Genomic DNA, 26,213 nt, shown 5'->3' on the forward strand with positions numbered 1-26,213 from the left:
TAATACCTATATTTGCCGCCCATTAAAAAGAGAATGTAATTATGAGCGCAGCTACTAAAGAAAGCTTTGACGTACTAATTGAAATACCAAAAGGAAGTAGAAACAAATACGAGTATGATTTTGATATAAAAAAAATCAGATATGACCGTATGATCTTTTCCTCTATGATGTATCCTGCAGATTATGGATTTATCCCCGAAACTTTAGCTTTAGACGGAGACCCTCTGGATGTTTTAGTATTGGTTACAGAGCCAACATTTCCTGGTTGTGTAATAGAAGTAAAACCTATTGGTGTTTTTCATATGACCGATGAAAAAGGTCCTGATGAAAAAATCATCTGTGTCCCCGTTTCCGACCCTATAGCTAGTCGACTGGCAGATTTAAAAGAAATGAATCCTCATTTAATAAAAGAAATAGAGCACTTTTTTCAGGTATATAAAGATCTGGAAGAGAAAAAAGTTGATGTCGGAGGATGGGGTAATATCGATGAGGCTAAAGAAATTATCAAAGCCTGCGTTAAGCGTTTTGATGAACTAGAAAATAAACCAAAAGGATTATTTAGTATTTCCTAAATATCAATTCTAAGGGTAATAAAAAGTATGATGTTTTCTTTACAGAAACATCATGCTTTTTATTTTACATCATACCCAGAAGGAAACTCTCTTTTATACTTTTTCATTTGAAGCGTACTCATATGCTGAGTAATTTTATAATTCCTTTTGTATGTATATTGAACAACCATTGGATATCCTACTTTATCATTTACATTTCTTAAATTTCCATTGACATATTCAAAAACATTAAAGGCCCAATAACTATGTCCATTAAATTGTTCCAGGTTCATTGTTATGATTTCGTAATTACCGTCATTATCAACATCTCTTTCTGATCTGTGTCTTTCAAATGTCATATCATCAAAAGATATTTTTTGAAATAACATATCACTTTTTTGAAATAAATACAAGACTTTAACCAGCATACCCATCACTCCATTTCCTGTACCTTGCTGTATTAATTTTATATCTTTATATCCATCGCCATTTATATCTGACACCAAAACAAGTCCTCCTTTCATTGTTAAAGGAGAAAATGAACCTGGTTGTTTTATTTTTTGAATCTCTCTCTTATTTCGAAAAATACGAATCAAACCAAAATCGATTTGATCAACAAACCAAGTTAATTGAATAGTTAAGTTATCTTTATTATCAAAAAACTGGTCTATCGACAAGGTACAATCATAGGTTCCTTTAGTATCCATTCTATTATATTCTTCCCACTTATTATATATTTTATAGGACGGAGCAGAATAGTCCTCGAATGCATATTGAGCATTTGTATAACCTGTAAAAAAACAAACTGTAAAACACTATCAGAAAGGCAGTTCTGTAAAAATATAAAAACATATATCTTCCTATTTTTTTAAAACTTACACAATATAAGGTAGTATTATCATAATTTACTCCCCAAAAACAGTAGTTTTTTTCATTATCGCACAATCGATTATTTAAAATTATTGCCCTCTAACTATCTTTCGTATTTAGGGTATTTTTACTACTTTTAGCGACTAATTGACTTAAAACGACTAATTAACTTAAAATATATTTAATGGAATCAAATATGATTTTTGTGCCAATTGCATTGGCAATTCTAGGCTTACTTTTTATGTTTATTAAAATGGCTTGGGTAAAAAAACAAGCTCCTGGAAATGAAAAAATGCAGGAAATTTCTAAAAGTATTAAAGAAGGAGCCTTAGCATTCCTTGCGGCAGAATATAGATTATTAGTAATTTTTGTTGTTATAGCTTCAGTAGCGCTGTTTGGTATTTCAATGCTTGTAGACACTACTAGTTGGATGATTGTACCTGCCTTTGTTATTGGGGCCATATTTTCGGCACTAGCCGGTAATATCGGTATGCGTATAGCTACAGATGCCAATGCAAGAACTGCAGAAGCAGCAAAAACAAGCCTTCCGCAGGCATTAAAAGTATCTTTTGGTGGAGGAACAGTAATGGGCCTTGGTGTTGCAGGACTAGCAGTATTAGGCTTAAGTTTATTCTTTATGTTTTTCACTGGTCAGTTTATGGGTGGTGAAGGTTCCTTTTATGATAACATGACAGTTGTATTAGAGGCATTAGCCGGGTTTTCACTTGGTGCTGAATCTATTGCACTTTTTGCACGTGTTGGAGGGGGGATTTATACCAAAGCAGCCGATGTTGGAGCAGATTTAGTTGGTAAAGTAGAAGCTGGTATCCCAGAAGATGATCCGCGTAACCCTGCAACAATTGCAGATAACGTAGGAGATAATGTTGGGGATGTTGCAGGTATGGGAGCCGATCTTTTTGGATCATATGTAGCTACTGTTCTTGCAGCAATGGTACTAGGAAACTATGTAATAAGAGATATGTCTACTACTACGCAATTTTCTGATGCTTTTAGTAACATGGGACCAATTTTACTCCCAATAGTTATTGCCGGAGTTGGTATTTTGGCATCAATTATAGGAACATTCTTAGTAGGTATTAAAAATAACGATGCTAAAGAAGCACAAGTACAAAAAGCTTTAGATGTAGGAAACTGGGCAGCTATTATTTTAACATTGATTGCTAGTTATTTCTTAATCGATTGGATGCTACCAAAAACGATGCAGATGAGCTTTTTTGGAGAAGGAATGAAAGAAATTCCATCGATAAATGTATTCTACGCTACAATTATAGGTCTTGCAGTAGGTGCTTTGATCTCTATGGTAACATCATTTTACACCAGTTTAGGTAAAAAACCAGTATTAAATATTGTACAAAATAGTTCTACAGGAGCAGGAACCAATATTATTGCAGGTTTGGCTGTAGGAATGAAATCTACATTTTTATCTGTAATCTTATTTGCTGCTGCAATTTATGGTTCATACGCATTAGCAGGGTTTTACGGCGTAGCTCTAGCTGCTTCTGCGATGATGGCCACAACAGCAATGCAGTTAGCAATTGATGCTTTCGGACCTATTGCCGATAATGCGGGTGGTGTTGCAGAAATGAGTGAATTAGATCCTGAAGTTAGAGAACGTACAGATATTCTGGATTCTGTAGGAAATACAACTGCAGCAGTTGGTAAAGGGTTTGCAATTGCTTCTGCTGCTTTAACAGCATTAGCACTATTTGCTGCTTACGTTACTTTTACAGGAATTAACGGTATTAATATTTTTAAAGCCGATGTATTAGCCATGTTATTTGTTGGTGGAATGATACCAGTAATCTTTTCAGCATTAGCTATGCAATCTGTTGGAAAAGCCGCTATGGAAATGGTACATGAAGTACGTCGCCAGTTTAGAGAAATTCCTGGTATTATGGAAGGAACTGGAACTCCAGAATATGCAAAATGTGTAGATATTTCTACCAAAGCCGCTTTAAAAGAGATGATCTTACCAGGATTAATTACCATCATTACTCCTATCATTATAGGATTAATCTTTGGAGCTGAGCCACTAGGTGGATATATGGCTGGTGTTTGTGTATCGGGCGTAATGTGGGCAATCTTTCAAAATAACGCTGGTGGTGCCTGGGATAATGCTAAAAAATCATTTGAAGCTGGTGTAGAAATTAATGGAGAAATGACGTACAAAGGTTCTGACGCTCATAAAGCTGCAGTAACTGGTGATACTGTAGGAGATCCTTTTAAAGATACATCTGGACCATCTATGAATATCTTAATTAAGCTTACCTGTTTGGTAGGTCTTGTAATCGCTCCTATTTTAGGTGGACATACTTCTGAAACTGCTGTTGCATCTAACAATATTGAAGTGATACAATCGGCAAATAACGATTCTGAAAAGAAAATTGAAGTTCGTATGAAAATGGAAGGCGAATTAGCAACTGCTATTGTTACCATAGAAACTTCTGAAAAAGGAAAAGTGAAACATGATGTAAAAAAATTAAAAGGATCAGAAGCCGAAGTAAAAGCTGAAATTGAAGCAATTAAAGCTTCTATAAAGTAAGATTCTTAAAATTAATATATAAGACAACCTCGCTCTTTGGGCGAGGTTCTTTATTTTTATGATATCTATAGCGTACAATAAAAAAAGTATCATAGGTATGTTTGATTTTCAGAATGAAAAAATTTCATCAAAAGAATGGATACGCTATAAATGGTAAAATATTGATTTCCATAAAGGACATAAATGATTTTTTTTTTGAAAAAAATTAAATAAATACGACTAATACATAAAATTGCATCAAACGTAACTATACAAATTATTAAAATTTATATTTTTCATGTTTAAGAAAAAAGCTTTACGTATCAATACTTACCTTGGTTATGGCACAAATTCTATTTTTCGTGCAACTGGAAGAGCTCTCGAAGATGAAAATATTGATTTTAGTACAAATCAAAGTATATTTAAAACGTTACGAAATATCTATAGGCAGCTCGAAAGTGATGAAATTAGAAATATCGAGATAACACTAAAATTACCCGATGGACAAGTCATAGAAACTCGTACTGATCTCGAAGGGTATTATAATCTAGAACTTGATATTCCCGCACTTTCTAACCATATAGATGAAAACGGTTGGATTGCATATAGCGTATCTTACAAAAAAGAAAGCACACATAAAGAAATAAGCAACAAAAATATATTTAAAAGCCAAATGCTTGTACCATCAGATCAAGCAGAATTTGCAATTATAAGTGATATTGATGACACTATCATACATACTGGTGTTGCTTCACTATTTAAATGGAGGGTTATTGCGAATACACTTTTCAAAAACTTTGACAAGAGAACTGCAATAGAAGGCACGGTAAAATTTTGTAAAAAATTACATCTGGGCACAAAAGGATCACCTGTTAATCCTTTTTTTTATGTAAGTAATAGTCCATGGAATTTATATGATTATTTAAGCGCATTTTTTAATAAGCATCATTTTCCAAAAGGTCCAATTTTACTTAGAGATTTTAGAACTCCATTTGACAAAACCCCAAAACCTAAAGTTCCGCATAAACAGTCCGAAATTGTAAACCTTTTAACGATGTATCCACATTTTAAATTTATTCTTATAGGAGATAGCGGAGAAAAAGATGCCGATATTTATACCAAAATAGCAGAGCAATACCCAGGTCGTATTTTGGCTATTTATTTAAGAAACGTAAAACATCGTCGAAAAGAAAAGCGAATTAAAAAGATCATACATTCTTTTACAATCTCTCCTATTCTACTTGTTCACTCTTATGATGAAGCTATTAAACATGCACAAGAATCCGGATTCATAAACTAATGTTTCAAACTTCTCACCTCAGAAGTTAATACCTGCATCGCTTCTTGCAATTGTTTCATACTGGCGGTATCAGAATTAGCATCAATATTAAAACTTAATTTGCTATTTATCTCCCAAAGCTCAACTATTTGATGTGTTTGAATCGTATATGGTAAGTATTCAGAATTTAAAGAGATTAGCGTTATTATAGAAGCATCTGCATTTTTTCTAATTTTCTTTACCACAACACTATCTTCCAAAACAATTACACAAATTGTATTATTGCTCACTTCAGAAAGATTATTTACGGCTTTACCAATCACCCATTCTTTGGGTTCTAGTAATGGCAACATACTATCTCCTTCTACCTGAAAACCCCGGTATGTAGCATTTCGATATTCTGGTAAAGGAATATCAAATGCAGGTAGTTGCTGATACCAGTCTAAATCCTGAACATTATGAGGGTATCCAGCCGCAGCTTTTACATTTACCAAAACTATATTCTCGTTATTCTGAGAATCTATAGTTACTACTTTTGGAGATACATCTCCCAGGTGTAATTGTATTTTCTTTTGGGTACTCTCTCCAAATAACCACAAGGGATTAACATTAAATTCTTGTAATAATCTGGCTACAATTTTTCCTGAAATCTTGGTCTTACCCCTTTCTATATCTGCTGTAGAATTTTTAATCTGTAAAACCTTGGCAAAATCAGATTGGGTATAATGGTTTTCCTCGCGAATTTGTTTAAAACGCTTTATGGTTTGGTTGGTTGAATTATCCATAAAATCGAAATTTTAATAGTATTATCATATAAAAATGGTGCTATGACCTGGGATAATTAATAGCAAAGATACAAGATTTTGGAATATTTCCAATTTTAACATAATTTTATTTTAATATTTATGGAAAATTTCCATAAATTTGGAAAAATTACAACTAAATACATCTACCATGTCTTCACAAACCATTCCTTTATACCAAAAAGTATCAGAGAAAATTATTAGACATTCACTCGATAGTTCTATTACATCTATTGACCAACTTCATCAAAAACTCACCGAAAAAGGGTTTCATTTTCTTAGAAATAAAACTGTAAAAAATTACAATTTTGACTTTTATTGTGGTGCATCAAAAATTGCTATTGAAATTGACAGCTACGCACATGAGTTTTCGGATATCTATAACTTGGATGCACCAAAAAAGTTATTTATTTCTTCGCTGGGAATTACCGTTCTTAGATTCACAGACTATCAAATATTAACCGATATAGAGGAAATTATAAGAACTGTTAAAAATCAAATAAAAATGACTAGAGAATGCATCTATGTCGTTTGAGCGAATACGTCAAAAACTATCCATTTTGGCAGATGCCGCAAAATATGATGTTTCATGTGCCAGTAGCGGAGGCAAAAGAGCCAATACTAAAAAAGGGTTAGGAAATAATACAGGTTTCGGGATTTGTCATAGTTATACAGAAGATGGGCGCTGTGTTTCCTTATTAAAAATTTTACTCACCAATCATTGTATTTATGATTGTGCCTATTGCATTACCCGAAAAAGTAATGATATTAAAAGAGCTGCTTTCAAAATTCAGGAAGTAGTTGATCTAACTATTAATTTTTATAGAAGAAATTATATCGAAGGGTTATTTCTAAGCTCTGGAATATTTAAAAACTCTGATTTTACCATGGAGCGATTAGTTGCTGTGGCAAAAAAACTTAGGTTAGAAGAGAATTTTAATGGGTATATTCATCTCAAATCCATTCCCGGTGCCAGTGATGAATTGATGCGAGAGGCAGGATTATATGCAGATCGATTAAGTGTGAATATTGAAATCCCTACCAAATCAGGATTAAAACTTTTGGCACCAGATAAAAAACATGAAGATTTTATAAAACCTATGCAAAAGGTTAAAAATGAAATCATTCAATACCAAGCAGAGCGTAAAATTATAAAAAGCACTCCCCGATATGCTCCAGCGGGACAAAGTACACAAATGATCATAGGAGCAACTGGTGAGAGTGATCGAGACATCATGTATTCTGCCACCTATTACTACAAAAAATTTAACATGCGTAGAGTATATTACTCTGGATATATCCCTGTTATGACAGATTCCCGATTACCATCATTAGGAACCGAGGTTCCTGTTCTTAGAGAAAATCGTCTGTATCAAACTGATTGGTTATTGCGATTTTACGGATTTTCTGTTAACGAAATATTAAACAACACCCACAAAAATCTGGACTTGGATATTGACCCAAAGTTAAGTTGGGCATTACGTAATCTACACCTCTTTCCTATTGATATCAACAAAGCAGACAAAAGGATATTGGCCCGGGTTCCTGGTATTGGTATGCAATCTGTATTTAAAATACTACAGGCTAGAAAATTTAGAAATCTGGATTGGTCTCATCTTAAAGCCATTGGCATAGCTCTAAACAGAGCTCAATATTTTATCACTTGTAATTCTAAAGATTTTTACAACAAAGATCATGATCCCCATACATTAAAGGCTAAAATCCTAAAAAACTCTAATAGCAAGTATAAAAAATACTTTAATCAACAATTAAGTCTTTTTTCTTAATATCAATACTTATGAATCCGCAAACGATATTACTATATGATGGAAGTTTTGAAGGATTTTTAAGTTGTGTTTTTATGGTATATGATCAAAAAATATCTGATGCCATTATTAGAAAAGAATCAGAAACCAATACTCAACTATTTACAATAACAGAAAAGGCTATTACCGAGCAACATAAAGCATCCAGGGTATGGAAAGGGTTTACATCTAAAACAACCCGAAATGAACAACAGGATTTCTTTAAAGTATTTTTGAGTGAAATCAAAGGCGTAGAAAATACATTATTGAGCTATATGCAAAACATTTTTACCAAAAAAGAGAATAGGAATATTGATTTTGGCAATAAAAATATTTTAAAAATTAGCCAGGTTGCGAGAATGGTAGGTCGGGAAAAGCATAGAATGGAAGCATTTGTACGTTTTCAATTAACCAAAGACAATATATATACTGCTACCGTAGAACCAGATTTTAATGTTTTGCCCTTAATCATTCATCATTTTAAGGATCGCTATGCCGATCAGCAATGGGTTATCTATGATATCAAAAGAAATTATGGTATCTACTATGATCTAAATACTGTAGAAACAGTTACTATCGAAGGGTTTTCTCGAAAAAAGACTCGTATTTCAGAAGGACTACTCGCTCAAAACGAAACCGAGTTTCAAAAACTATGGGGAACATACTACAATAATGTGAACATAAAATCTCGTAAAAACAACAAATTACATAAACAACACCTTCCAAAACGCTACTGGAAATACTTAACCGAGAAAAATAGTAGCTTATAATATTATATTGTTAAGAAATCTTTATCTATGCAAACCCCTAATTTACAAGTGTATTAGGGACTTAGGCCTATATCATACTCAAATAATAAAAACCAGTGTGTATTTTTTACCCATCTTAAATTTCGAATAGATAAAATAAAGTATTAGATTTGGCGTTAAGTAACCAAAATTAACTATATCTATTTATTATGAAAAAATTTTTTTTAGGAGCTTTAGCTCTAGTGTTTTTAACAGTGATCTCTTGTAAAGATGCTGCTAATAAAGCTGAAGAAGCAGCGGATACAGCAGAAGAAGCTGTTGAAGAAGTTGCAGAAAAAGTAGAAGAAGCTGCCGAAGAAGTTGCAGAAAAAGTAGAAGAAGCCGTTGACGGTGTTCCTTCTTTTGACAACAAAGAAGTGCAAGATTATGTAAATAAGTACGAAGAGTATATGGCTGCATACAAAAAAGCTGCTGAAAGCAAAGATATGACTGCTTTTGCTGAACTTGGTCAACAAGGTCAAGCACTTGGTACAGCAGCTCAAGAAATTGCTGGTAAATTATCTGGTGATGATGCTAAAAAGTGGACTGACTATATGACTGCTAGTGCTGCAAAAATGCAAGAGTATGCTAAGGCAATGACTCAGCAGTAGTCGTATTTAAAATACAATAAGTCGTATGGCTTATAAAAACCATCCACAATGTGGATGGTTTTTTTATTCCATCCATTGTACTTTATCCTCTATCGATTCTCGTTTTGAAGTATTTTTCTCATCTTCATCATAATACCCGAGATAAAAGAATCCCAGACAACGCTCTCCTTCTTCAAAATCAAAAAAATCACCCATATAGTTGATCAACTTGGGACTGCTCCAATAACAACCAATATCGTTTGCTGTGCAGGTCAGCCACATATTCTGTACTGCCATTGCAGTCGAGGCAACTTCTTCCCACTCAGGTACACGTTCCTTTGTATCACGTTGCATACAAATCGCTATTATCGCACTAGCAGATTTACAATTATTGATTATTTTATTATACTTAAATGGAGAAAAATCTTCATCAGAAGTGATATCGGTATATGTATCTGATAAAAATGCCCCCAATCGATCTTTGGCTTCTCCTTCTACCACTTTAAAACGCCACGGTTGTGTAAGCTTATGCGTTGGAGCCCAATTTGCATTTTCTAACAACATATTAATCAATTCTTTAGACACAGTTTTGCTATTGTATTGCGCCGGAAAAACAGATCGTCTCCTTCTAATTATTTCATTGATATCGGCTTTAAACATAGTATTTTCTTCTTTTTTTGTAAAGTTATTATTATTCTAAGGACTAAAAACACCTGTATCATTAATTAATATAATATTGTGAACCATAGAGTTCGACTACATAAACCTGAGCAACTAGACAATTTATCCCTATCAGGAGGAATACTTAATTCTACATTAGACAGCTTAAAATTTATAAACACTTATTTTGGCAATCACAGACAATTAAGTAAAGCCATACTGCATTATTGCATAACGCAACCTGCGATTGAAAGAATTCATATTGTTGATATTGGTTGTGGTGGTGGAGATTGTATTATACATATCTCTAACATGCTAAAGAAACATAAAATAAAAGCCACATTTACAGGAATTGATGGCAATCCTAAAAGTATTTCTTATGCACAGCAAAATAACCCCGACCCTACTCATATTAGCTTTAATGCCGCTAATATTCTAGATAAGGATTTTGCATTACCAGATTGTGACTTGTTGATCAGTAGCCATTTTATGTATCATTTTAATAACGAAAATCTAATCGATTTTTTAAAAAAGTTACAATCTAATACCGTAAAACATATTATTTTTAGTGAGTTATACAGAAGTAAAATGGCGTATCATATATTTAAAACAATACGTTTTATACTTCCCGTTTCAGATATGGCAAGAAAGGATGGGTTGATTGCTATACAAAGAGCTTTTACTAATAAAGAATTAGAAACAATTATTCGCAAGAGTGCAATAGAAAAACATCGCATTACCAAAAAGCCGTTTTTCCGTATGATTGCTCAAATATATCTTCATGATGAAAAGAATATTATCTAAACATATAGATACTCTAAAGGAAACACCAAAAACTTTAATCCTAACTTATGTTATTATTTATTTCTTATGGGGGTTGGGGATGAATCGTTTTGGAGCAGAAGTAGAAATTGCCAGATTTACATACTGGTGGCAAGTAATTACATGTTACATTTTATATATGGTACCTATTTCGATTATCTTAAAGCAATATCCTTTTTTTGAGCAATATGCATATGGATTGGTTGCAATGGGAATATTAGAATTTTTAGGATATTGGCTTCAATCATCCTATGCATATCCCGATAATATCCTGGATAAGGTATTTAACCCTCAAAACTTCAGTTTAGGGATGGCTTTATTCTTTGCATTATATTTTCCGGCAGGAAATTGGCTTGTTAAAAAAGTACACAGCCTAATTTTTATACGCGATAAATAGTATTATTTTTTGGGAACCAGAACAAACTGTTTCTTTCCTTGTTTTTTAATCCTATATTTTTTTTCGATATCTCCGGCGCCTTCCAGATCCAAAGTGTCCGAAATATATGCTATCCAATCTTGCCTATCTACAATAACATTATCCAAAATTGCATCTGTTAAATTTGCATTTTCTAATTTGGCCCCCCATAATATCGCTTCAGAGAGATCGGCTCCGCTAAGGTCTACTCCATACAAATTAGCATTAGTAAAATCAACACTTAACAATTCTGCCCGTTGTAGATTAGCATTATGCAATCGTGCTCTTTTTAAGTTACCATCAGATAAATTAATTTTACTCATTCGTACTTCTTTAAGATCGCAGCTTTCCATATTTGCAGCAGGCATCTGAGCTTCTGTTAAATCAGAATAATCCAATCGTGCATATTTAAGATTAACTCCTCTTCCCAGATTAACCTTTCTAAGATTCGTATATCTAAACTCTGCAGAATTTAAAATATCTTGTGAAGATTCCAGACCTAAATCACTTTTTAAAAGTGTAAATAGTAGTTGCCCACGCTCTGGGCTAATTGGTTTATCAATTAACACTCCGTCATCGATATAGCGATATGGTTTCATCGCCATACACAGACCAACTATTCTAGCTTCTAATGTTTTACTTATATTACGACTACCAGAGCCTTTATATTTTAATTCTTCATTTAAATCGGTAAGAACATCACCCATTACAAATACCAATGATGATCTTCGGTCTGCTTCTACAAGATTATTCTGACTAGTAATTAATTTATTTTGATTCATCAATAGTTTTGTTTGAAAAATCAATACTAATGAAGGAACTATGGCAAATAAAAATGCAAACAATCCAATTCTTGTTACTCGCCAAATCACACTAGAAGATACATCAGAAACTGTATCTACAGAAACTGTTTTATATTCTTTATACTCATTAATAGCAGCGCTAATACTTCTTTTAAGCCGATTGCCAAAAATTGGAGTACTGGATTTTTTTAAGAGCCACCATCTGAATCTTCTTTTTTTCTGTTTCCCTTTATTAATTTTATCCAGTTTATCCTGAAGTAACTTATTTTCGTTTTTTAACCGTTCAATATAATCTTGTTCGTTCACAGCGCTATAGATTTGGATATTAAAACGCATAAGATATAAAAGTTATTATTACTTTAAAAAAAAGAGAGCTTTCTTAACGTAGTAAAAAAGCCCTCTTTGATCATAGTAAAATCAGTAGTGGTGTTTTTTCATTCGAGATAAGTCGAGATATCTTCTGCAATATCTTCTATTATAGAGAGTTCTTCCTGATCATCGATAAGATGAATAGTTTTTATTAAAAGCTGTACATATCCTGCTACATATGCTTTCTTTTTTTTATCGCTCACATACTCTTTGCCTTCTACCACTATAAATGCGATTAGATTGCGTATGATTAATCGGATTTCTGAAATGTCTAGCTCCTTTTTCATTAGAAATATTTTAAGTAACTCCCTAAGAATTAGACACTAAAATATAATTATGCTTTTCAAAAAATAAAAAAACAGCCTAATTAAAAGACTAATCTTCGATTAAAAGCAGCTTTTATCGTTTTGTAGAGTATCCTAAAAACTTTATCTTTTTATGATCTAAAAAAGATTACATTTGAATCACCAGCTTAAAACAACTTAGATATAAAAACACAATTACTACATGAACAGGGATACATACTGCAAAAGATATAGAAAAGAGCTCCTACTATTACTTATCTTTTTTGCAATAATTACAAGTTGTAAAAAAGAACAAGAGCTTAAAAAAGTTGAAAAAACCTCAACGAAACAGCAGACACAAATTATTAAAGATGTACCAAAAGGAATAGCAATCCCAGAAGGAATGGTTTGGATTCCTGGAGGAAGTTTCAATCAAGGGGCTGTAAAAAATGATCATATGATCATGAAACATGAGACTCCTGCCCATCCTGTTTCTGTAGATGGTTTTTTTATGGATATAACAGAAGTTACAAATGCACAATTTAAAAAATTTGTTGATGCTACAAACTATATAACAATGGCAGAGCGAGAGATTGTATGGGAAGAAATGAAAAAGCAATTACCTCCCAATGCTCCTAAACCTCATGATTCTATATTGCAACCTGGTTCGCTTATTTTTAAAAAAACAAAAAATAGTGTTGCTAATCTTTTTGACTATTCTCAATGGTGGTTATGGAAGATTGGAGCCAGCTGGAAACATCCTTTGGGTCCAGAAAGTTCTATTGAAGGAAAAGACGAATATCCTGTTGTACATATTGCTTATGAAGATGCTGTGGCGTATTGCGAATGGGCAGGTCGAAGATTACCTACCGAGGCCGAGTGGGAATATGCTTCTCGAGGGAAAGAAAAAAATACTATTTTTTTCTGGGGAAATGACATCAAGCATTTAAGTAGTCATGCCAATACATGGGAAGGAGAGTTTCCACTACAAAACACCAAAGTAGATGGTTATGAAAATAAGGCTCCTGTTCGTTCCTATCCTCCTAATTCATATAACCTATATGATATGGCCGGAAACGTTTGGGAGTGGACACAAGATTGGTACAATACAACGTATTACAATCAATTAAAACAACAAGGATTAACTCATAATCCTAAAGGTGCTGTAAAACCATATAATCCTAATAATCCTGCTTTGCAGGAAAAAGTAATAAAAGGCGGTTCTTTTTTATGCAGTGATTCTTATTGTGCCAGTTATCGCAATAGTGCACGAATGGCCACTAGTATGGACTCTTCGCTTGAGCATCTAGGCTTTAGAACGGTTTTAGGTATTGATATGATTAATACTTCAAAAAATACAGAATAAAGATATTAGCATATAAAAAGTAGAGACTCAAAATTTTATGAAGAAAAAGTTTTTCATATTATCAACAAGTTCTATATCTAAGTGATTAAAAAACCAGCAAAACTGTATAAACTATTTTGCTGGTTTTTTTACAATTGGTTGTGGCTAAAAGGGTTTTAATTTATTCTTTTTCTAAGGCTTTTAATATTGCTTTATGGTTTAAGCAAGAAATAGGTTTCCCGTTTTTATCTACTTGTTTAGCTAAAATGTCTTGTTGACCTGGATCAGAATACCCTAATTTATAAATAGTTTTAATTTTCGATTTTAAATCATCAAGTTCACTTTTTCCTTTAATAAAGTTTAATTTCTGTAACGCTCCTGAGCTTGCATTTGTAGAAACAGGAATCGTCGTTTCTTGTGTTACATAATGCGCAAAGGATTCTGCTATATCTTCTTCCAAATTAGTCTTAGCATATCCTGTAACATGAGTTGGTTCGTTTGTAGGAGGTGTGACATAAAAATCGGTGTTAAACAAATTAACATAGGAGTTGGGTTTTGAACATCCTTCAGAGTTTCTATAATGATTACAGGCATCTCCTTCCTTCATAAAAGTTATTTGTTTATCAAAATTTAATGTAATGATATGGCCTAACTCATGTGTGAAGATATTTCCATATATACCATTATCATTAAATGGGATAGTCCCTCCTTCTTGTGTAGTTACATCTACATATGCAAAACCTATGTTCATTCCCATAAGCCATTCATCCACACCTTTTTCGCCAGTTGTATTATACACATACCCTCCTAAACCACTACTGGGGTCAGCCAGAATTGTGAATTTAACAACTTTTACACTCGGTGACAATAATTTAAATGCTTTTAGAGCGTCCTCTACTGGTCTTTTATATTTCTCATCTATAACTTCTTTCTCCAGGCTAGAACTAATTTGATTTTGAATCGCCGTTACGGTATACCCAGTATATCCATCCGCAATAGCAAATTCCATAAGCATTCCCTTTTCATCAGGATTTTTATTGACCTCGTTATCTACTACAGAAACTTTAATTTCGCTTAACTCATTTGTCAGGGATAAATCGGTATCTGCTATTGGAGTTAATGTTAATTTAAATTCTTCTTTAGTCTCGGGTAAATCATCGTCTATTGTAGGTATTCTAATTTTTAAATTTGAAGTTCTGCTTTTAAACTTTACCTGATTAGTATTTGTTTCTTTTTGCCAGGTTTTTCCATCGGTACTATATTCTAATTCTTTTTTATAATCCTCGTCATTAATATATGCGATTACTCCTTCTGTAGAAAAATCGGCTTTAAGGATTAAATCTTTAGATAACTCATCGCTTAGAGATAAATTAATGTATAAGTATTTTCCTTCTAATGCACCAATAATGGTATTTTCAATTTTTAAAGTAGATTTTAAATTCATAAAATCATCATCATCCTTATTACATCCAATAGCAAATACAGTGATAAAGATTGTTACTATAAATAGTTTTTTCATTTTTAATTAATTTAATTATAACAAATTGTTTTTCTTTAGTATTTCATCTAATAATTCGACAAACTTTATAAGCTCGATGGGTACAGATTGATTTCGCTTAAAAGAAACCGAGTTATTACTATTTTTTATAACAGTTTGAGGTAAATCATATATTCGTTGGTCATACGAGTTTTTCAACTTTGAGAGATCAATAGTTTTATATACTTGTTTAAGTTCTTGAAACTCTTTTTTAGAAAGTAATACTTTGCTTCTACCAGTATGTTTGGTGTTTTTTACACCTTCAAAATCAACTTCTCCACTTTTTAAAATGATAATTTTATATACAGGACATTTTCCTTTACAAGCTTCTTTAGAAACAGATACAGGAAAAGGTAATACAGACTGTACAGAAGTGCACGAATTCGTTAGCATTATAAGTAACAATCCATAAATCATCATTTGATTTTTTCTACCCATGAGACCATTCAATTTTTGTTAAAACTATCCACAAACAACTATTTAACAAGTTAATAGATGTAAAGATTTGTAAAGATTTGTAAAGGGATAAATTGAAGCCTTTTATTTTAGTAATTTTACGATATGGGTAAAAACAAGTCTTTAACTTTCATTATTTTTCTGTTGATAGTTTCTATTTTGGTTGCTGTTTTTTTTCAAATAAATTTTGTAAAAAACACTTATCATAATAAACAGATTGATATGGAGAATGACTTCTTAGAAGCATTAGATAATTCATTATATGAGTTTAAGGATACTGTTATTCAAAATGATGAACAGTTCAAAGCTTTAGAAGAAGAATTGACTTTTAACATAATAAAAGGTGCACATACTATTCCTGACGACAATATTGATTTAGAAAAAGACATTGCGCTATTGAAAAAAGAAATAGTTCCGTCTCTTCTATTTAACAATGAGGATATAGAAAAAATAAAATCTATTTTTAAAAGAAATATTAAAAACAAAAAACTTGCATCTAATTATAATCTTAATTATTTCTCTTCAATAAGTTATACGAAATATAAACAGATATATAAGCAAGCAGATATTATAGTAGGATCTAATTTTGGTGTATTTAATATTTCTTTTAAAAATAAAAAATCTTACCTTTTTTCAGGAATCATATATGTAATACTCTCTTCTCTGGTATTTATTTTCACCATTATTTTAAGCGGAATATTATTAATAAAAAAATACTTGAATGAAAAAAAACTTACTGCATATAAAAATGAATTTATCAATAATTTAACCCATGAATTACAAACCCCTATAACAGTATCAAGTCTTGCTTTAGAGAAATTGAAAATTGAATTAAAAGGTAATTCTGGACTCGATAAATATATTAGCATTGCACAGCGTGAAAATGATAAAATGGGGAAATTATCTAAACGTATTTTAAAACTAGCAGAGCTTAAGACAACTATTTTTAAAAAAGACAGAATTGATGTTAGCAAATCTATAACACAACTAATAAATAGATACGAGTTAATGTTAAACGAAACAGATACCCTTCTAACAGATTTTAATCATCTGGATATTAAATTATGTACCGATAAAGAACAATTCACCGATTTATTAGACAATCTAATAAGTAATGCAATTAAATATTCTAAATCTCCTAGAGTTATTATAATCAAAACAACTGTAAAAAATAGAAAATTATGGTTAAGCGTTAAAGATAATGGAACTGGAATTCCTAAAGAGTTTAGGGATAAAATTTTCATTCCATTTTTTAAAGTCCCTTCTGAAGATATCCATGAAATAAAAAGTCATGGGCTAGGATTAAGTTATGTAGCCGAAATTGTAAAATGTGTAAATGGGACTATATCTTTATCTAGTGAAATAAATAAAGGAACAGAATTTAATATTGTATTGCCTTATGAAGATTAAATTATTAATGGTCGAAGATGAGCAAACTCTATCAGAACTTTTAACAGAGTTTTTGCAGGCAGAAGGTTACACAGTATATTGTGCATCGGATGGAGAAGAAGGATTACATTTATTTAATAACATAAGTCCAGATATTTGCATATTTGATGTTATGATGCCTCGTTTAAGCGGATTTTCTTTATTAGAAAAAATTAGAGCTATTGATGTTAAGACTCCTATTTTAATGCTTACCGCTAAAGCTCTTAAAGAAGATATTATAAATGGTTTAAATTTAGGAGCAGATGATTACCTAGTAAAACCGTTTAATTTTCAAGAATTAAGTTTACGAATAAAAAATATTCTAAAAAGAACAGTACATCAAAATAATCAAAACATATATAATCTTGGTAAATATAAATTCAATCATAACTCTCAAGTTTTAGAATTTAAATCCAAAAAGCAGGTAATAACAACTATGGAAGCCAATATATTAAATTTGTTGTGTGCTCATAAAAATGAAACTGTAGAGCGAAAATACATTCTACAGAATTTATGGAACAATGATGACTTTTATAATTTTAGAAGTATAGATGTGTTTGTTTCTAAATTAAGAACATATTTAAGAGAAGATGATACTATCAAAATTATTAGTGTAAGAGGTAAAGGATACAAACTGATCGTTTAAAAAAACTAAGTATTAGGTTACAAAAACACTACTCGGTTCTGTTTCTTAAAGGGTAAACGTAAAGTAACTACTTATATTTATTTGTACTTATGACTCCTGTGTTTACTTCTATCAAAGGATCTTTAGTCTATATTGAATCCATCAACTTCGATTTCTCTCTTTTTAAATAAAACAATGAACCTGGCAATTTTGGGTATTTTTTTAAGTGATTTATACTCTGGATTCACCGTATGTTCTCCCAAATACCTAACATCAATTTTAACCCTTCTTCATTTTCTGGATATTGACCTTTATCATCGGTTTATTTGATCCAACGATCCAAAACCCCCTGTGTATTGTTTTATAGGTAGCATTGTTATTAGTAGTATTTAGATTTAGGCGAGAGTAGGTTCTAAATATTCTTCCATACAAACGGCTATAGCTTCTTTCATAATAACTATTGCAGCATCTACAATGTTATAGGTAGTAACCAACGGAGGAACTAGTCGTAGTACATTATTATAATGCCCACCTACTTCAAAAAGCAAACCTCTTTGGAAACATTGAGATCTGAATTTCTTTACGAATTCTGGAAAAGGCTCCTTGTTTTTTTTATCTTTTACAAATTCTACTCCAATCATCATTCCTCTCCCTCTTACCTCTCCTATAAATGGATTTTCTTTTTCTAGTTCTTGTAATTTCTCTAATAAGTATGAACCTATCAATATAGTATGCTCTTCTATATTGTTTGCTTCAATAAAATCAAAGGCTCCTCTTGCCGCAGCTATACTAACCTGATTTCCTCTAAAAGTTCCTATATGTGCGGCAGGTCCCCATGCTTCGACTTCTTTTTTATAGATTAATCCCGAAATTGGAAACCCAATTCCTCCAAAACCTTTAGAAAAAGTGATGATATCGGGTATAGCACTGGTATTCATAAATTCTAAAAAACTACCAGTTCTAAAAAAGCCAGACTGTATTTCATCAAATATTACCAGTACATCATTTTCATGCGCAACTCTTACCAGTTCCTCCAAATAGCCATCTTCTGGCACAATATTTCCTCCTTCACCCTGAATGGGTTCTATAAGAATTGCAGCTGGTTTAGATATTCCAGAGTGACCGTTGGTAAGTATATTTTTAAAATAAGCTATACCATCTATCTCATTTTTATTATTGGATGTACTTCTGTAGGGATAGTTATAAGGTGCAAAATGAACATTTGGCATCAAGGATGTTAAATTATTTCTAAAAAACGTATCCGAAGTCACTGCCAAAGCCCCAGAAGTCATCCCGTGATACCCTCCTGTAAAAGCGATTATACCATCTCTACCTGTTTTGATTTTTGCTAACTTAATTGCCGCTTCAACAGCATCAGACCCAGTGGGTCCGCCAAAACTCACTTTAAACTCTTCTCTAATATTTTTTGGTAAGTGATTAATTATTTTTTGAATTAACAAAAGTTTATTTTCTGTGGGAAAATCTAAGGCATGAATTAATTCTGATTGTTGTTTTTTTACATATTCCAAAACAAAATCATTGCTATGCCCTACATTTAAAACACCACATCCGCTAAAAAAATCTATAAATTGGTTTCCGTCTACATCTTCAATAATACTCCCTTTAGCTCTTTTTATAGCAATAGGCATACTTCTTGGATAAGAAACCACACTACTTTCTATATCTTTTTGAAGATCTAATAAAAGTTTTGATTTTTTTCCTGGTATTGAAGATGAAACTATTTTTGATGTTTCTGATAAATGGTATTCTTTAAGTGATTTCATTTTTTAGTTTTTTGATTGTTATTTGATTTGTTTATGCTTGATGATCACACCATCTTCGATAATGAAGCTATGAAACTGTATACAATTGCCTGATAATGCAAGAACTACTACTATCAAAGCAATTTTTATAAATGTGGAAATTGAAGAATCAAAAGGGTCATTTCCTTATTCATTCATATATACTCGTTGTACATGAGATGAAGGTAAACGGACTATCATGATGTTTATACTTTTTGAGCTTTTATATCATCAAAATTTCTTTAAGCTACAACTTCAGAAATGCAGGATGATGGTACTGTTGCTACAATATTTTGTTTAATAGAATCAATGCGTACTACGACTTTATTTTCATTATCGGCTTTGATGATTTCGCAGTTTAAACCTTTTAGTGCACCTTTATCTATTCTTCTATATTCTCCCACTTTTAATAATGGTGCATAATTTTCTACTTTCATAGGTACATTCATATTTATAAGAAGTTTGATTGAGTTTATTTCATATTCCTGAACTTTGGCAAACTCCTCTCCGAAACGAATGAAAAAGCAATACGATTTTACAGACAACACTTTATGTGTATCTTTCTTTAAATTAATTTTCACAAAAATATAGGAGGGAAATAATGGCATTTCTATTTCTTTTTTTCGATCACTCCATTCTCGAACTGTTTTAACCAATGGTAAAAATGTCTCTATTTGATTTTCTTTCAATAGACTTTCTATTTTTCTTTCATGGCGTGCCTTTACATATAGCACATACCATTGATCAGGTTTACTAATACACATATTCTAAGGTTTTAAGGGTATAGGTTTATTTAATTGAGGATATAGCTTGTCATATGACTTACAATTCCTTTTTGGTAAGGTTCTTTATGAATTAAGATTATTGAAAAATAATTTTTGAAAATAGATCAATTAGGCAGAAAAATAATTTTACTTAATCAATCTTTTTACAATAAAACAATGGGGTAGTAATGTTATTTAGCTTATACGAATACGTCTTTTCCTAAAAGCCATTTCAAATGTACAAATCTTAATCAACAAGATATTTATGGCAAAACCGTATCTAAAAAAAATGTAATCAACAAATATTTTTAAAATACTGATAAGCAGTAACTTAAATGCAAAAAAAAACATTCTCATCACGATATTATTTAACCAACAAATAACATTTGATTAACAAGGAAATATTTTTCTAAATTGCTCATAAAAGTGTTATTTTTTTACTCTAAATTAGTCAGAAACCGGGATTACATTTAGTTCTGTATTTCTCCAATCTTTTATAAATACGAAGAACAACTTGAAAAATATAATGTTTAGAAAAAGTGATGTGATCATTAATATATTATTCAACACATTATATTACGATTCAATTTTGAATCAGAATAAAATTTTAACATGTTAAACTCTAATTATACCATATCCAACTCTACATGCTTCTGAAAAAGTTTTTGATGTAATTGTTGCATTACATCAACTTTTTCTTCTGTTTTTACTAATAGAAGCACATAATTGCCTGCCGACTCAAAAGAAATCATTCTAATTGGTACAGTTCCCAATGCCTCAAAGACACGAACCCTATTTGAATCTTTCATAATAGAGTTGCCTCCAATACATATTACACTATATAGCAAATCAAAATCTATGTCAAAATCTTGTTTAAGCTGATATAAAAACTCTGATATTTTATCTGTTTTTTCTATTACCAAAGACAATCCATTTTCTACATTATCCATCATAACAACAGGAAATTGATACGCATTACATAAGGTAAATACATTATCATATAGACTATAGTTCTGATTTTTGGATATACCTCTTATTTTTAGCCATACCATATTATCCTTTACTGCAACAGATTTAATTCCTGGCGGTGATATATTATCTCCTATTTTGGTACCTATAGCAAATGGTGCAAAGGTGTTTTTTAAGTATAATGGTATTTTAAGATCTACCAAAGGCTTAACTGATTTCGGATGAAGAACTTTAGCTCCGAAACTTGCCAAAATCGAAGCTTCCTGATAAGATAGAAATGGGATCGAACTGGTATTATCTACATACCTTGGATCATTGTTATGAACTCCATCAATATCTGACCAGATTTGAACTTCTTCTACTTGCAATGCTGCACCAATTATGGTTCCTGAATAATCACTTCCTCCACGTCCTAAATTACTAACTCTTCCTTGTGTATCTTTACAAATAAATCCTTGTGTAATAAATAATTTTTCTTCTTTATGAGTTTGTAAAATATCGTTTAGACATTTACGTATTGCATTAATATCCGGACTTCCTGACACATCGGTATACATAAAGTTCTGAGCCATTAAAAGTGTATTATTGACACCTGTAGATGTTAGATACCCAGAAAAAATACGTGTTGACAAAACCTCTCCGAATGTTATGATTTGATTTTGTAATTCTATAGAGAAAGTTTTGTCTATAAAAGAAGATAACTCCTTTACTATAGTAGTTATACTTTCTTTTAATACTCTTGAAGCTTTAGCATCTATTCTTAATATATCAACTGTATTTTCATGATGCTCTTGTAATTGCAATACTATTTCTTTACAACTATCTTTCTGGTTATCTTTTATCGCCTCTACCAATTTTACCAGCATGTTAGTAACTCCTGCCATTGCTGAACAAACTACTATTTTTGAGTCATTAATATTCAGTATAATATCTCTTACCTGCTCAAGACATGCTGCAGAGCCTAATGAGGTTCCGCCAAACTTTAAAACTTTCATGTGTTTATATTATTGTTTTAGAAGTCATACTTCGACTTGGCTTAGTACAAGTATGGAAGTCGCCAAAAATCATTCTGATGTATATCAGAACTTTTGTTATGACTCGTTTCATTCGTTTTTAATTTCTATTGTATTAATACCGTCGAAGCTGTATTTGGTATTTTTTAAATAGCTATGTTAATACTATGAAGCTTATTTGAAAGAAGTTGTTAAGGTCGAATTGGTTCGGTAAGCTTTCATAATTTTCTGGGCAATTATTTCAGGGGATTTCAGTATAAAAAAATGATCTCCTTCAAGTAATTCGGGGCCATATAAAGATTTAGTCTCATTACCCCAGGCCATTATCTCTTCTATTGTTTGTTGATTATTCTTTTCTCCCACTTCTTCTGTACCCATACAAACATATATAGGAAAAGAAAAAGGTTGCTCCTGTGTTACATACTCATAATCTTCTATTGCCTTGAAATCCGATTTTAGTATTGGATAATAGAGATCTAAGAGGTCCTTATTCTCTAAAATTTCTGTTGGTACCCCGCCTATATCATATACTTCTTTCCAAAATAACGGTTTAGGCAGTATTGATCTTTTCTTTTTGGTCAAAACCGATGGAGCAGAACGTCCCGTAAAAAAAAGACATTTGGGTAATCTCATTTTAGCCTCAACTATTTTCTTGGTTAGTTCATATCCTAATAACGTTCCCATACTATGTCCATAAATCATATATGGCCCTTCTTTTATATGAGGTAATATTTGATCAAAAAGATCTGCAACCATTAGATGTATTGCATCTAACGACTGTTTACCGAATCTTCCACCTCTTCCTGGAAGCTCTACAGTAATCCATTCCATATCTTTTTGAATGTATTTTTCAATAGTTTTAAAACTATATTGATTGCCTCCGGCAAATGGAATAGCTATTATTTTAGGTTTGGCAATAAAAAAATGATTCATTCTTTCAATTTTTTAAAAAGGCTAATCGACTTGTTTACCGATTAGCCAATAAAAAGTGATACTTTTCTATACATGAAATAACCGAATAAAGTATGTTCTACTTCCTAATCATTTTATCAAAAACGATTACAGGAATTATAACGAAGACTTTTTTTATAATTATTATGCCTTCTTTTATACCGATTCTAAAACTTTTTTAGAATCTTCTGTCTTGTTGTATAAAATTTCTTTTTCGCCAAATAATCGCTCGGATATTATATTTCCATCCATACAGTACTGAACCAATTTATCAGATTGAATAATAGGGTTAGACTCATCTGTGTATTTTATACTACTTATGAATTCTAGCCATGGTTCCTGTCCCATTGCATAAACATATACTTCTTTTGGGCTAAATGCTTCAACAAGTGCTTTTCCTCTTTCAAAATTTGATCCTGCCAGTCTTCGTGAAAAATCCTTATCTCTATCTATCGTTTCTGTTAACAATGGTCCATATAACCAGGACAAAGGAGCTCCGTCACACTCCATTCCTAAAAATAACACATCAACATCTCCAAGCTCTGCCTGTACATGTTCATATAATTTTGCAGCCACATTACAAGAATCTGCAACAAAAAGCATTTTAAAATCCCCTACTGCAACATGGTGACATATTTTACATTGTATATTTAAATCTGAGTGTTCCCCAATAAAAGGTACACCTGTGATAGTACAGTCATTAAAATGAATGGCTTCCATTTCGTCAATTTCAATCACATTTTCAAAACCAATGGCTTGTAGCATTAGTTTTAAGCTTGGATCTTGTAAACTACCGTTTGAAGATCTGGGAACTACGATATTTTTGATTTTATGACGCAATGGGATCAACGTTTCAAATAGTATATGATCCTGATGATTATGAGTTATCAAAACATAATCAATTACTTCGGGTAGATCCATATCAGAAAAGCGCGAAACATCTTGATGATACCCATAGTAGCTTATCACGGGATCTAGCATGATAGAAATATCTTTTGTTTCTACAAGTATACTCGCATGACCAAAATAACGCATACGCACCTTATCACCTGTATATTGATCATATTCCATGGGAGGTTCTGTTGTAAAAAAAGTATCAAATACCTCTTCCTGTTCTTTTGATATTCCTAATAGCTCTTTTATTTCACTTACAGAACCTGGTATTCGTTTCATTTGGCTTAGTTTATCCAAGCCTTTATGATCAAAAGGAATATCTAAATGCACCTGATTACTATCGGGTAATCGAGGTGTACTTAATACAAAAGGACGTTCATCATTCTCTGTGATCCATAACAAAATACTTTGCGAGTCTGGATTATAAAATTTACTCTTATACAACAGAGATTCAAAAAATCTAAAAGAAGGTTGATTATTCAAATCGTAAATTAACTCGACGTATCCTTGTAATATTTCTGGTACTTCATCGTATAGTGGTTCTAACGAAAAACCTTTGGCCTTACTTTTTAGTAATGCATCTAGTTCTTTGACAGCATCATTAAATGCGATCAAGTCTTTTTGTTTTTGTAAAGTTTCTTCTTTAAGGTTTTTGATTTCATCAACACGTTTTCCTCCATAATCAATAAAAGGTCCTCCCAGCATCTTTGGGTTTTTAACTGCTGCTGCATGTGCAGCAGGAGCCTGGATATAAGAGCTCATTATTTTTAAATGCCGCCCTACTACATTCATTGCTCCAGTAGCTGGAGAAATCAAATGACTCCAGGCATACCAATTATCAAATAAGGGTTCAATAACAACATTAGGTTTAAGATATACTTTTGTATTCATTTCTTTTATATTAAATATTAACTGATATAATTTAGGTATGACTTGTATAATGGAAATATGCTTTTTTCGGAAACTTTGAGCTTTAGCCCTGCATATACCAAAGCATTGTAATACACATTTTTAAGAGGAGCTCCTTTCCATAAAGTTCCAACTCCTTTCTTTGCACTCTTGACAGTATGCCAATCTATATTAAAAGAAATTGATTGACTTAACCCATGCACTTGATGCAACATTCCCGAAGGCATATACAAAATATCTCCAGGTTCTAAAATCGCTTCTTTTATATTTAGGTCTTTGGCTTTGGGAAACTTTTTATAGTCTGGATTTTTGGGATCAAATCTGGACCATCTCCATCCTTTAATATAACACTGCTCTTTTTGAGCTCCATCAATTAGAATGAATTGCTTTCTACCCACAACCTGAAAAAACAAATTATGAGTTAAAAGTGTATCAAAATGTAATGGGGTCAAGCTTCCTGTTGCTCCCATGAAGAATTGAATATAGTTTTGCCATTTCGGCCAATACCATTCGGGCAACAATTCTTTTGGAAAAGGTAATATATCTGCCAAATACTCTGGAAACATATAAAAAAAAGGAATATCGTGTAAGTATCCCACCGGGTCAGCATCCAGTCCAAGTTTTACATTTTTTTCGTAAGCATCCAACAATTCGACATATTGACTAATCAGCATCATTTCTCGTCTACCTTCACTCACTTTACCTACTTTAATAGGAATTTTAACTCCGGTTTCTTTGGCTTTGAAATAATCTACATCCCATTCTAAAGCGTTCCAACCCGAAGTCATTCCTCTAATAACTACCGGTTGCCCTTTGTTTACAAAATCCTGGTAAAATTCTTTCCTGGTTATACCATTTCGAATAGGTATATGTTCAAGAATTTGTTTTTCCTGTATTACTTGAAATTCGTTCATTGAATTATTACTGATTTTTAAAGTT

General features: G+C 31.9%; 25 protein-coding genes. 12 read left to right on the top strand and 13 right to left on the bottom strand.

Going from position 1 to position 26,213, the window contains the following annotated elements:
• The first annotated feature begins 41 nt into the window (after nt 1-41).
• Nucleotides 42-572 carry an inorganic diphosphatase gene (locus Z053_RS0111580; protein ID WP_025665173.1) on the top strand — a complete coding sequence of 177 codons (531 nt, stop codon included), beginning with the start codon at nt 42-44 and terminating at the stop codon, nt 570-572.
• Nucleotides 573-631: 59 nt separating this feature from the next.
• Here the strand turns inward: Z053_RS0111580 and Z053_RS0111585 are convergent, their stop codons facing one another.
• Nucleotides 632-1,258, bottom strand: coding sequence for a hypothetical protein (locus Z053_RS0111585; RefSeq protein ID WP_025665174.1), 627 nt, complete (start codon nt 1,256-1,258; stop codon nt 632-634).
• A 347-nt stretch (nt 1,259-1,605) separates the two neighbouring features.
• On the opposite strand from Z053_RS0111585, the gene Z053_RS0111590 reads away from it, so the two are divergent.
• Together Z053_RS0111590 and Z053_RS0111595 are read left to right on the top strand one after the other, a co-directional pair.
• Nucleotides 1,606-3,984, top strand: coding sequence for a sodium-translocating pyrophosphatase (locus Z053_RS0111590; RefSeq protein ID WP_025665175.1), 2,379 nt, complete (start codon nt 1,606-1,608; stop codon nt 3,982-3,984).
• Nucleotides 3,985-4,261: 277 nt separating this feature from the next.
• Nucleotides 4,262-5,263 carry an App1 family protein gene (locus tag Z053_RS0111595; protein ID WP_035095860.1) on the top strand — a complete coding sequence of 334 codons (1,002 nt, stop codon included), beginning with the start codon at nt 4,262-4,264 and terminating at the stop codon, nt 5,261-5,263.
• Here the strand turns inward: Z053_RS0111595 and Z053_RS0111600 are convergent.
• Entirely contained in the window at nt 5,260-6,027 is a 768-nt protein-coding gene (locus Z053_RS0111600; protein ID WP_025665177.1) for an XRE family transcriptional regulator, read from the bottom strand. The genes Z053_RS0111595 and Z053_RS0111600 overlap by 4 nt on opposite strands.
• A gap of 139 nt (nt 6,028-6,166) precedes the next feature.
• Here Z053_RS0111600 and Z053_RS28390 point away from each other — a divergent pair, with 139 nt between their 5' ends.
• From Z053_RS28390 to Z053_RS0111620, 4 genes are all read left to right on the top strand, one after another.
• Nucleotides 6,167-6,580, top strand: a complete 414-nt coding sequence (locus Z053_RS28390; protein WP_152538294.1) for an endonuclease domain-containing protein — start codon at nt 6,167-6,169, stop codon at nt 6,578-6,580.
• Entirely contained in the window at nt 6,570-7,832 is a 1,263-nt protein-coding gene (locus tag Z053_RS0111610) for a putative DNA modification/repair radical SAM protein (RefSeq protein ID WP_025665179.1), read from the top strand. Before Z053_RS28390 ends, Z053_RS0111610 begins: the two co-directional genes overlap by 11 nt.
• 11 nt (nt 7,833-7,843) lie before the next feature.
• Nucleotides 7,844-8,620, top strand: a complete 777-nt coding sequence (locus Z053_RS0111615) for a TIGR03915 family putative DNA repair protein (RefSeq protein WP_025665180.1) — start codon at nt 7,844-7,846, stop codon at nt 8,618-8,620.
• Nucleotides 8,621-8,808: 188 nt separating this feature from the next.
• A complete protein-coding gene (locus tag Z053_RS0111620) occupies nt 8,809-9,249 on the top strand; it encodes a hypothetical protein (RefSeq protein WP_025665181.1) in 441 nt (146 codons plus the stop codon).
• 63 nt (nt 9,250-9,312) lie between these two features.
• Here the strand turns inward: Z053_RS0111620 and Z053_RS0111625 are convergent, their stop codons facing one another.
• Nucleotides 9,313-9,888 (bottom strand): nitroreductase family protein, encoded by a 576-nt coding sequence (locus tag Z053_RS0111625; RefSeq protein WP_035095862.1) that lies wholly within the window; start codon nt 9,886-9,888, stop codon nt 9,313-9,315.
• Between the two features lie 78 nt (nt 9,889-9,966).
• On the opposite strand from Z053_RS0111625, the gene Z053_RS28395 reads away from it, so the two are divergent.
• Nucleotides 9,967-10,692 carry a methyltransferase domain-containing protein gene (locus Z053_RS28395; RefSeq protein WP_035095864.1) on the top strand — a complete coding sequence of 242 codons (726 nt, stop codon included), beginning with the start codon at nt 9,967-9,969 and terminating at the stop codon, nt 10,690-10,692.
• On the top strand, nt 10,670-11,107 hold the full coding sequence (locus tag Z053_RS0111635) for a hypothetical protein (protein WP_241459821.1): 438 nt from the start codon (nt 10,670-10,672) through the stop codon (nt 11,105-11,107). Before Z053_RS28395 ends, Z053_RS0111635 begins: the two co-directional genes overlap by 23 nt.
• A 2-nt stretch (nt 11,108-11,109) precedes the next feature.
• On the opposite strand, the gene Z053_RS30080 is transcribed toward Z053_RS0111635, so the two are convergent.
• Complete coding sequence (locus Z053_RS30080) at nt 11,110-12,234, bottom strand: pentapeptide repeat-containing protein (RefSeq protein ID WP_160170079.1); 1,125 nt, start codon at nt 12,232-12,234, stop codon at nt 11,110-11,112.
• Between the two features lie 128 nt (nt 12,235-12,362).
• Nucleotides 12,363-12,584 (bottom strand): hypothetical protein, encoded by a 222-nt coding sequence (locus Z053_RS0111645; protein WP_025665186.1) that lies wholly within the window; start codon nt 12,582-12,584, stop codon nt 12,363-12,365.
• A 220-nt stretch (nt 12,585-12,804) separates the two neighbouring features.
• Between Z053_RS0111645 and Z053_RS0111650 the strand changes: the two genes are divergently transcribed.
• Nucleotides 12,805-13,947, top strand: coding sequence for a formylglycine-generating enzyme family protein (locus Z053_RS0111650; protein WP_025665187.1), 1,143 nt, complete (start codon nt 12,805-12,807; stop codon nt 13,945-13,947).
• A 160-nt stretch (nt 13,948-14,107) separates the two neighbouring features.
• Here the strand turns inward: Z053_RS0111650 and Z053_RS0111655 are convergent, their stop codons facing one another.
• Nucleotides 14,108-15,445 (bottom strand): hypothetical protein, encoded by a 1,338-nt coding sequence (locus tag Z053_RS0111655; RefSeq protein WP_025665188.1) that lies wholly within the window; start codon nt 15,443-15,445, stop codon nt 14,108-14,110.
• Between the two features lie 15 nt (nt 15,446-15,460).
• Nucleotides 15,461-15,901: a DUF6438 domain-containing protein gene (locus tag Z053_RS0111660; protein ID WP_025665189.1), complete on the bottom strand. Its 441-nt coding sequence runs from the start codon at nt 15,899-15,901 to the stop codon at nt 15,461-15,463.
• A 240-nt stretch (nt 15,902-16,141) separates the two neighbouring features.
• On the opposite strand from Z053_RS0111660, the gene Z053_RS0111665 reads away from it, so the two are divergent.
• The gene (locus Z053_RS0111665) at nt 16,142-17,329 is read left to right on the top strand and encodes a sensor histidine kinase (RefSeq protein ID WP_160170080.1); all 1,188 of its coding nucleotides are present in this window, start codon (nt 16,142-16,144) and stop codon (nt 17,327-17,329) included.
• Complete coding sequence (locus Z053_RS0111670) at nt 17,319-17,993, top strand: response regulator transcription factor (protein WP_025665191.1); 675 nt, start codon at nt 17,319-17,321, stop codon at nt 17,991-17,993. Before Z053_RS0111665 ends, Z053_RS0111670 begins: the two co-directional genes overlap by 11 nt.
• A 374-nt stretch (nt 17,994-18,367) precedes the next feature.
• Here the strand turns inward: Z053_RS0111670 and Z053_RS0111675 are convergent, their stop codons facing one another.
• The 6 genes from Z053_RS0111675 to Z053_RS0111700 form a co-directional block, all read right to left on the bottom strand.
• Entirely contained in the window at nt 18,368-19,756 is a 1,389-nt protein-coding gene (locus Z053_RS0111675) for an aspartate aminotransferase family protein (protein WP_025665192.1), read from the bottom strand.
• A 260-nt stretch (nt 19,757-20,016) separates the two neighbouring features.
• Nucleotides 20,017-20,538, bottom strand: coding sequence for a UpxY family transcription antiterminator (locus tag Z053_RS0111680; protein WP_025665193.1), 522 nt, complete (start codon nt 20,536-20,538; stop codon nt 20,017-20,019).
• 626 nt (nt 20,539-21,164) lie between these two features.
• On the bottom strand, nt 21,165-22,502 hold the full coding sequence (locus Z053_RS0111685) for an aspartate kinase (RefSeq protein ID WP_025665194.1): 1,338 nt from the start codon (nt 22,500-22,502) through the stop codon (nt 21,165-21,167).
• Between the two features lie 192 nt (nt 22,503-22,694).
• Nucleotides 22,695-23,453: a thioesterase II family protein gene (locus Z053_RS0111690; protein ID WP_025665195.1), complete on the bottom strand. Its 759-nt coding sequence runs from the start codon at nt 23,451-23,453 to the stop codon at nt 22,695-22,697.
• A gap of 174 nt (nt 23,454-23,627) precedes the next feature.
• Complete coding sequence (locus Z053_RS0111695; RefSeq protein ID WP_035095866.1) at nt 23,628-25,256, bottom strand: MBL fold metallo-hydrolase; 1,629 nt, start codon at nt 25,254-25,256, stop codon at nt 23,628-23,630.
• A gap of 17 nt (nt 25,257-25,273) precedes the next feature.
• The gene (locus Z053_RS0111700; protein ID WP_025665197.1) at nt 25,274-26,188 is read right to left on the bottom strand and encodes a cupin-like domain-containing protein; all 915 of its coding nucleotides are present in this window, start codon (nt 26,186-26,188) and stop codon (nt 25,274-25,276) included.
• Nucleotides 26,189-26,213: the final 25 nt, after the last annotated feature.

Source organism: Aquimarina megaterium XH134 (genome assembly GCF_000520975.1).
GTDB lineage: Bacteria > Bacteroidota > Bacteroidia > Flavobacteriales > Flavobacteriaceae > Aquimarina > Aquimarina megaterium.

Bases quoted from the DNA above. Each gene is read 5' to 3' on its own strand.
- Z053_RS0111670 (WP_025665191.1), top strand. From the start codon at position 17,319: ATGAAGATTAAATTATTAATGGTCGAAGATGAGCAAACTCTATCAGAA.
- Z053_RS0111600 (WP_025665177.1), bottom strand. From the start codon at position 6,027: ATGGATAATTCAACCAACCAAACCATAAAGCGTTTTAAACAAATTCGC.
- Z053_RS0111675 (WP_025665192.1), bottom strand. From the start codon at position 19,756: ATGAAATCACTTAAAGAATACCATTTATCAGAAACATCAAAAATAGTT.
- Z053_RS0111585 (WP_025665174.1), bottom strand. From the start codon at position 1,258: ATGGATACTAAAGGAACCTATGATTGTACCTTGTCGATAGACCAGTTT.
- Z053_RS0111635 (WP_241459821.1), top strand. From the start codon at position 10,670: ATGATGAAAAGAATATTATCTAAACATATAGATACTCTAAAGGAAACA.
- Z053_RS0111660 (WP_025665189.1), bottom strand. From the start codon at position 15,901: ATGGGTAGAAAAAATCAAATGATGATTTATGGATTGTTACTTATAATG.
- Z053_RS0111595 (WP_035095860.1), top strand. From the start codon at position 4,262: ATGTTTAAGAAAAAAGCTTTACGTATCAATACTTACCTTGGTTATGGC.
- Z053_RS0111615 (WP_025665180.1), top strand. From the start codon at position 7,844: ATGAATCCGCAAACGATATTACTATATGATGGAAGTTTTGAAGGATTT.
- Z053_RS0111695 (WP_035095866.1), bottom strand. From the start codon at position 25,256: ATGAATACAAAAGTATATCTTAAACCTAATGTTGTTATTGAACCCTTA.
- Z053_RS0111685 (WP_025665194.1), bottom strand. From the start codon at position 22,502: ATGAAAGTTTTAAAGTTTGGCGGAACCTCATTAGGCTCTGCAGCATGT.
- Z053_RS0111655 (WP_025665188.1), bottom strand. From the start codon at position 15,445: ATGAAAAAACTATTTATAGTAACAATCTTTATCACTGTATTTGCTATT.
- Z053_RS0111625 (WP_035095862.1), bottom strand. From the start codon at position 9,888: ATGTTTAAAGCCGATATCAATGAAATAATTAGAAGGAGACGATCTGTT.
- Z053_RS0111645 (WP_025665186.1), bottom strand. From the start codon at position 12,584: ATGAAAAAGGAGCTAGACATTTCAGAAATCCGATTAATCATACGCAAT.
- Z053_RS0111665 (WP_160170080.1), top strand. From the start codon at position 16,142: ATGGAGAATGACTTCTTAGAAGCATTAGATAATTCATTATATGAGTTT.
- Z053_RS0111680 (WP_025665193.1), bottom strand. From the start codon at position 20,538: ATGTGTATTAGTAAACCTGATCAATGGTATGTGCTATATGTAAAGGCA.
- Z053_RS0111700 (WP_025665197.1), bottom strand. From the start codon at position 26,188: ATGAACGAATTTCAAGTAATACAGGAAAAACAAATTCTTGAACATATA.
- Z053_RS0111580 (WP_025665173.1), top strand. From the start codon at position 42: ATGAGCGCAGCTACTAAAGAAAGCTTTGACGTACTAATTGAAATACCA.
- Z053_RS0111610 (WP_025665179.1), top strand. From the start codon at position 6,570: ATGTCGTTTGAGCGAATACGTCAAAAACTATCCATTTTGGCAGATGCC.
- Z053_RS0111620 (WP_025665181.1), top strand. From the start codon at position 8,809: ATGAAAAAATTTTTTTTAGGAGCTTTAGCTCTAGTGTTTTTAACAGTG.
- Z053_RS0111650 (WP_025665187.1), top strand. From the start codon at position 12,805: ATGAACAGGGATACATACTGCAAAAGATATAGAAAAGAGCTCCTACTA.
- Z053_RS0111690 (WP_025665195.1), bottom strand. From the start codon at position 23,453: ATGAATCATTTTTTTATTGCCAAACCTAAAATAATAGCTATTCCATTT.
- Z053_RS0111590 (WP_025665175.1), top strand. From the start codon at position 1,606: ATGGAATCAAATATGATTTTTGTGCCAATTGCATTGGCAATTCTAGGC.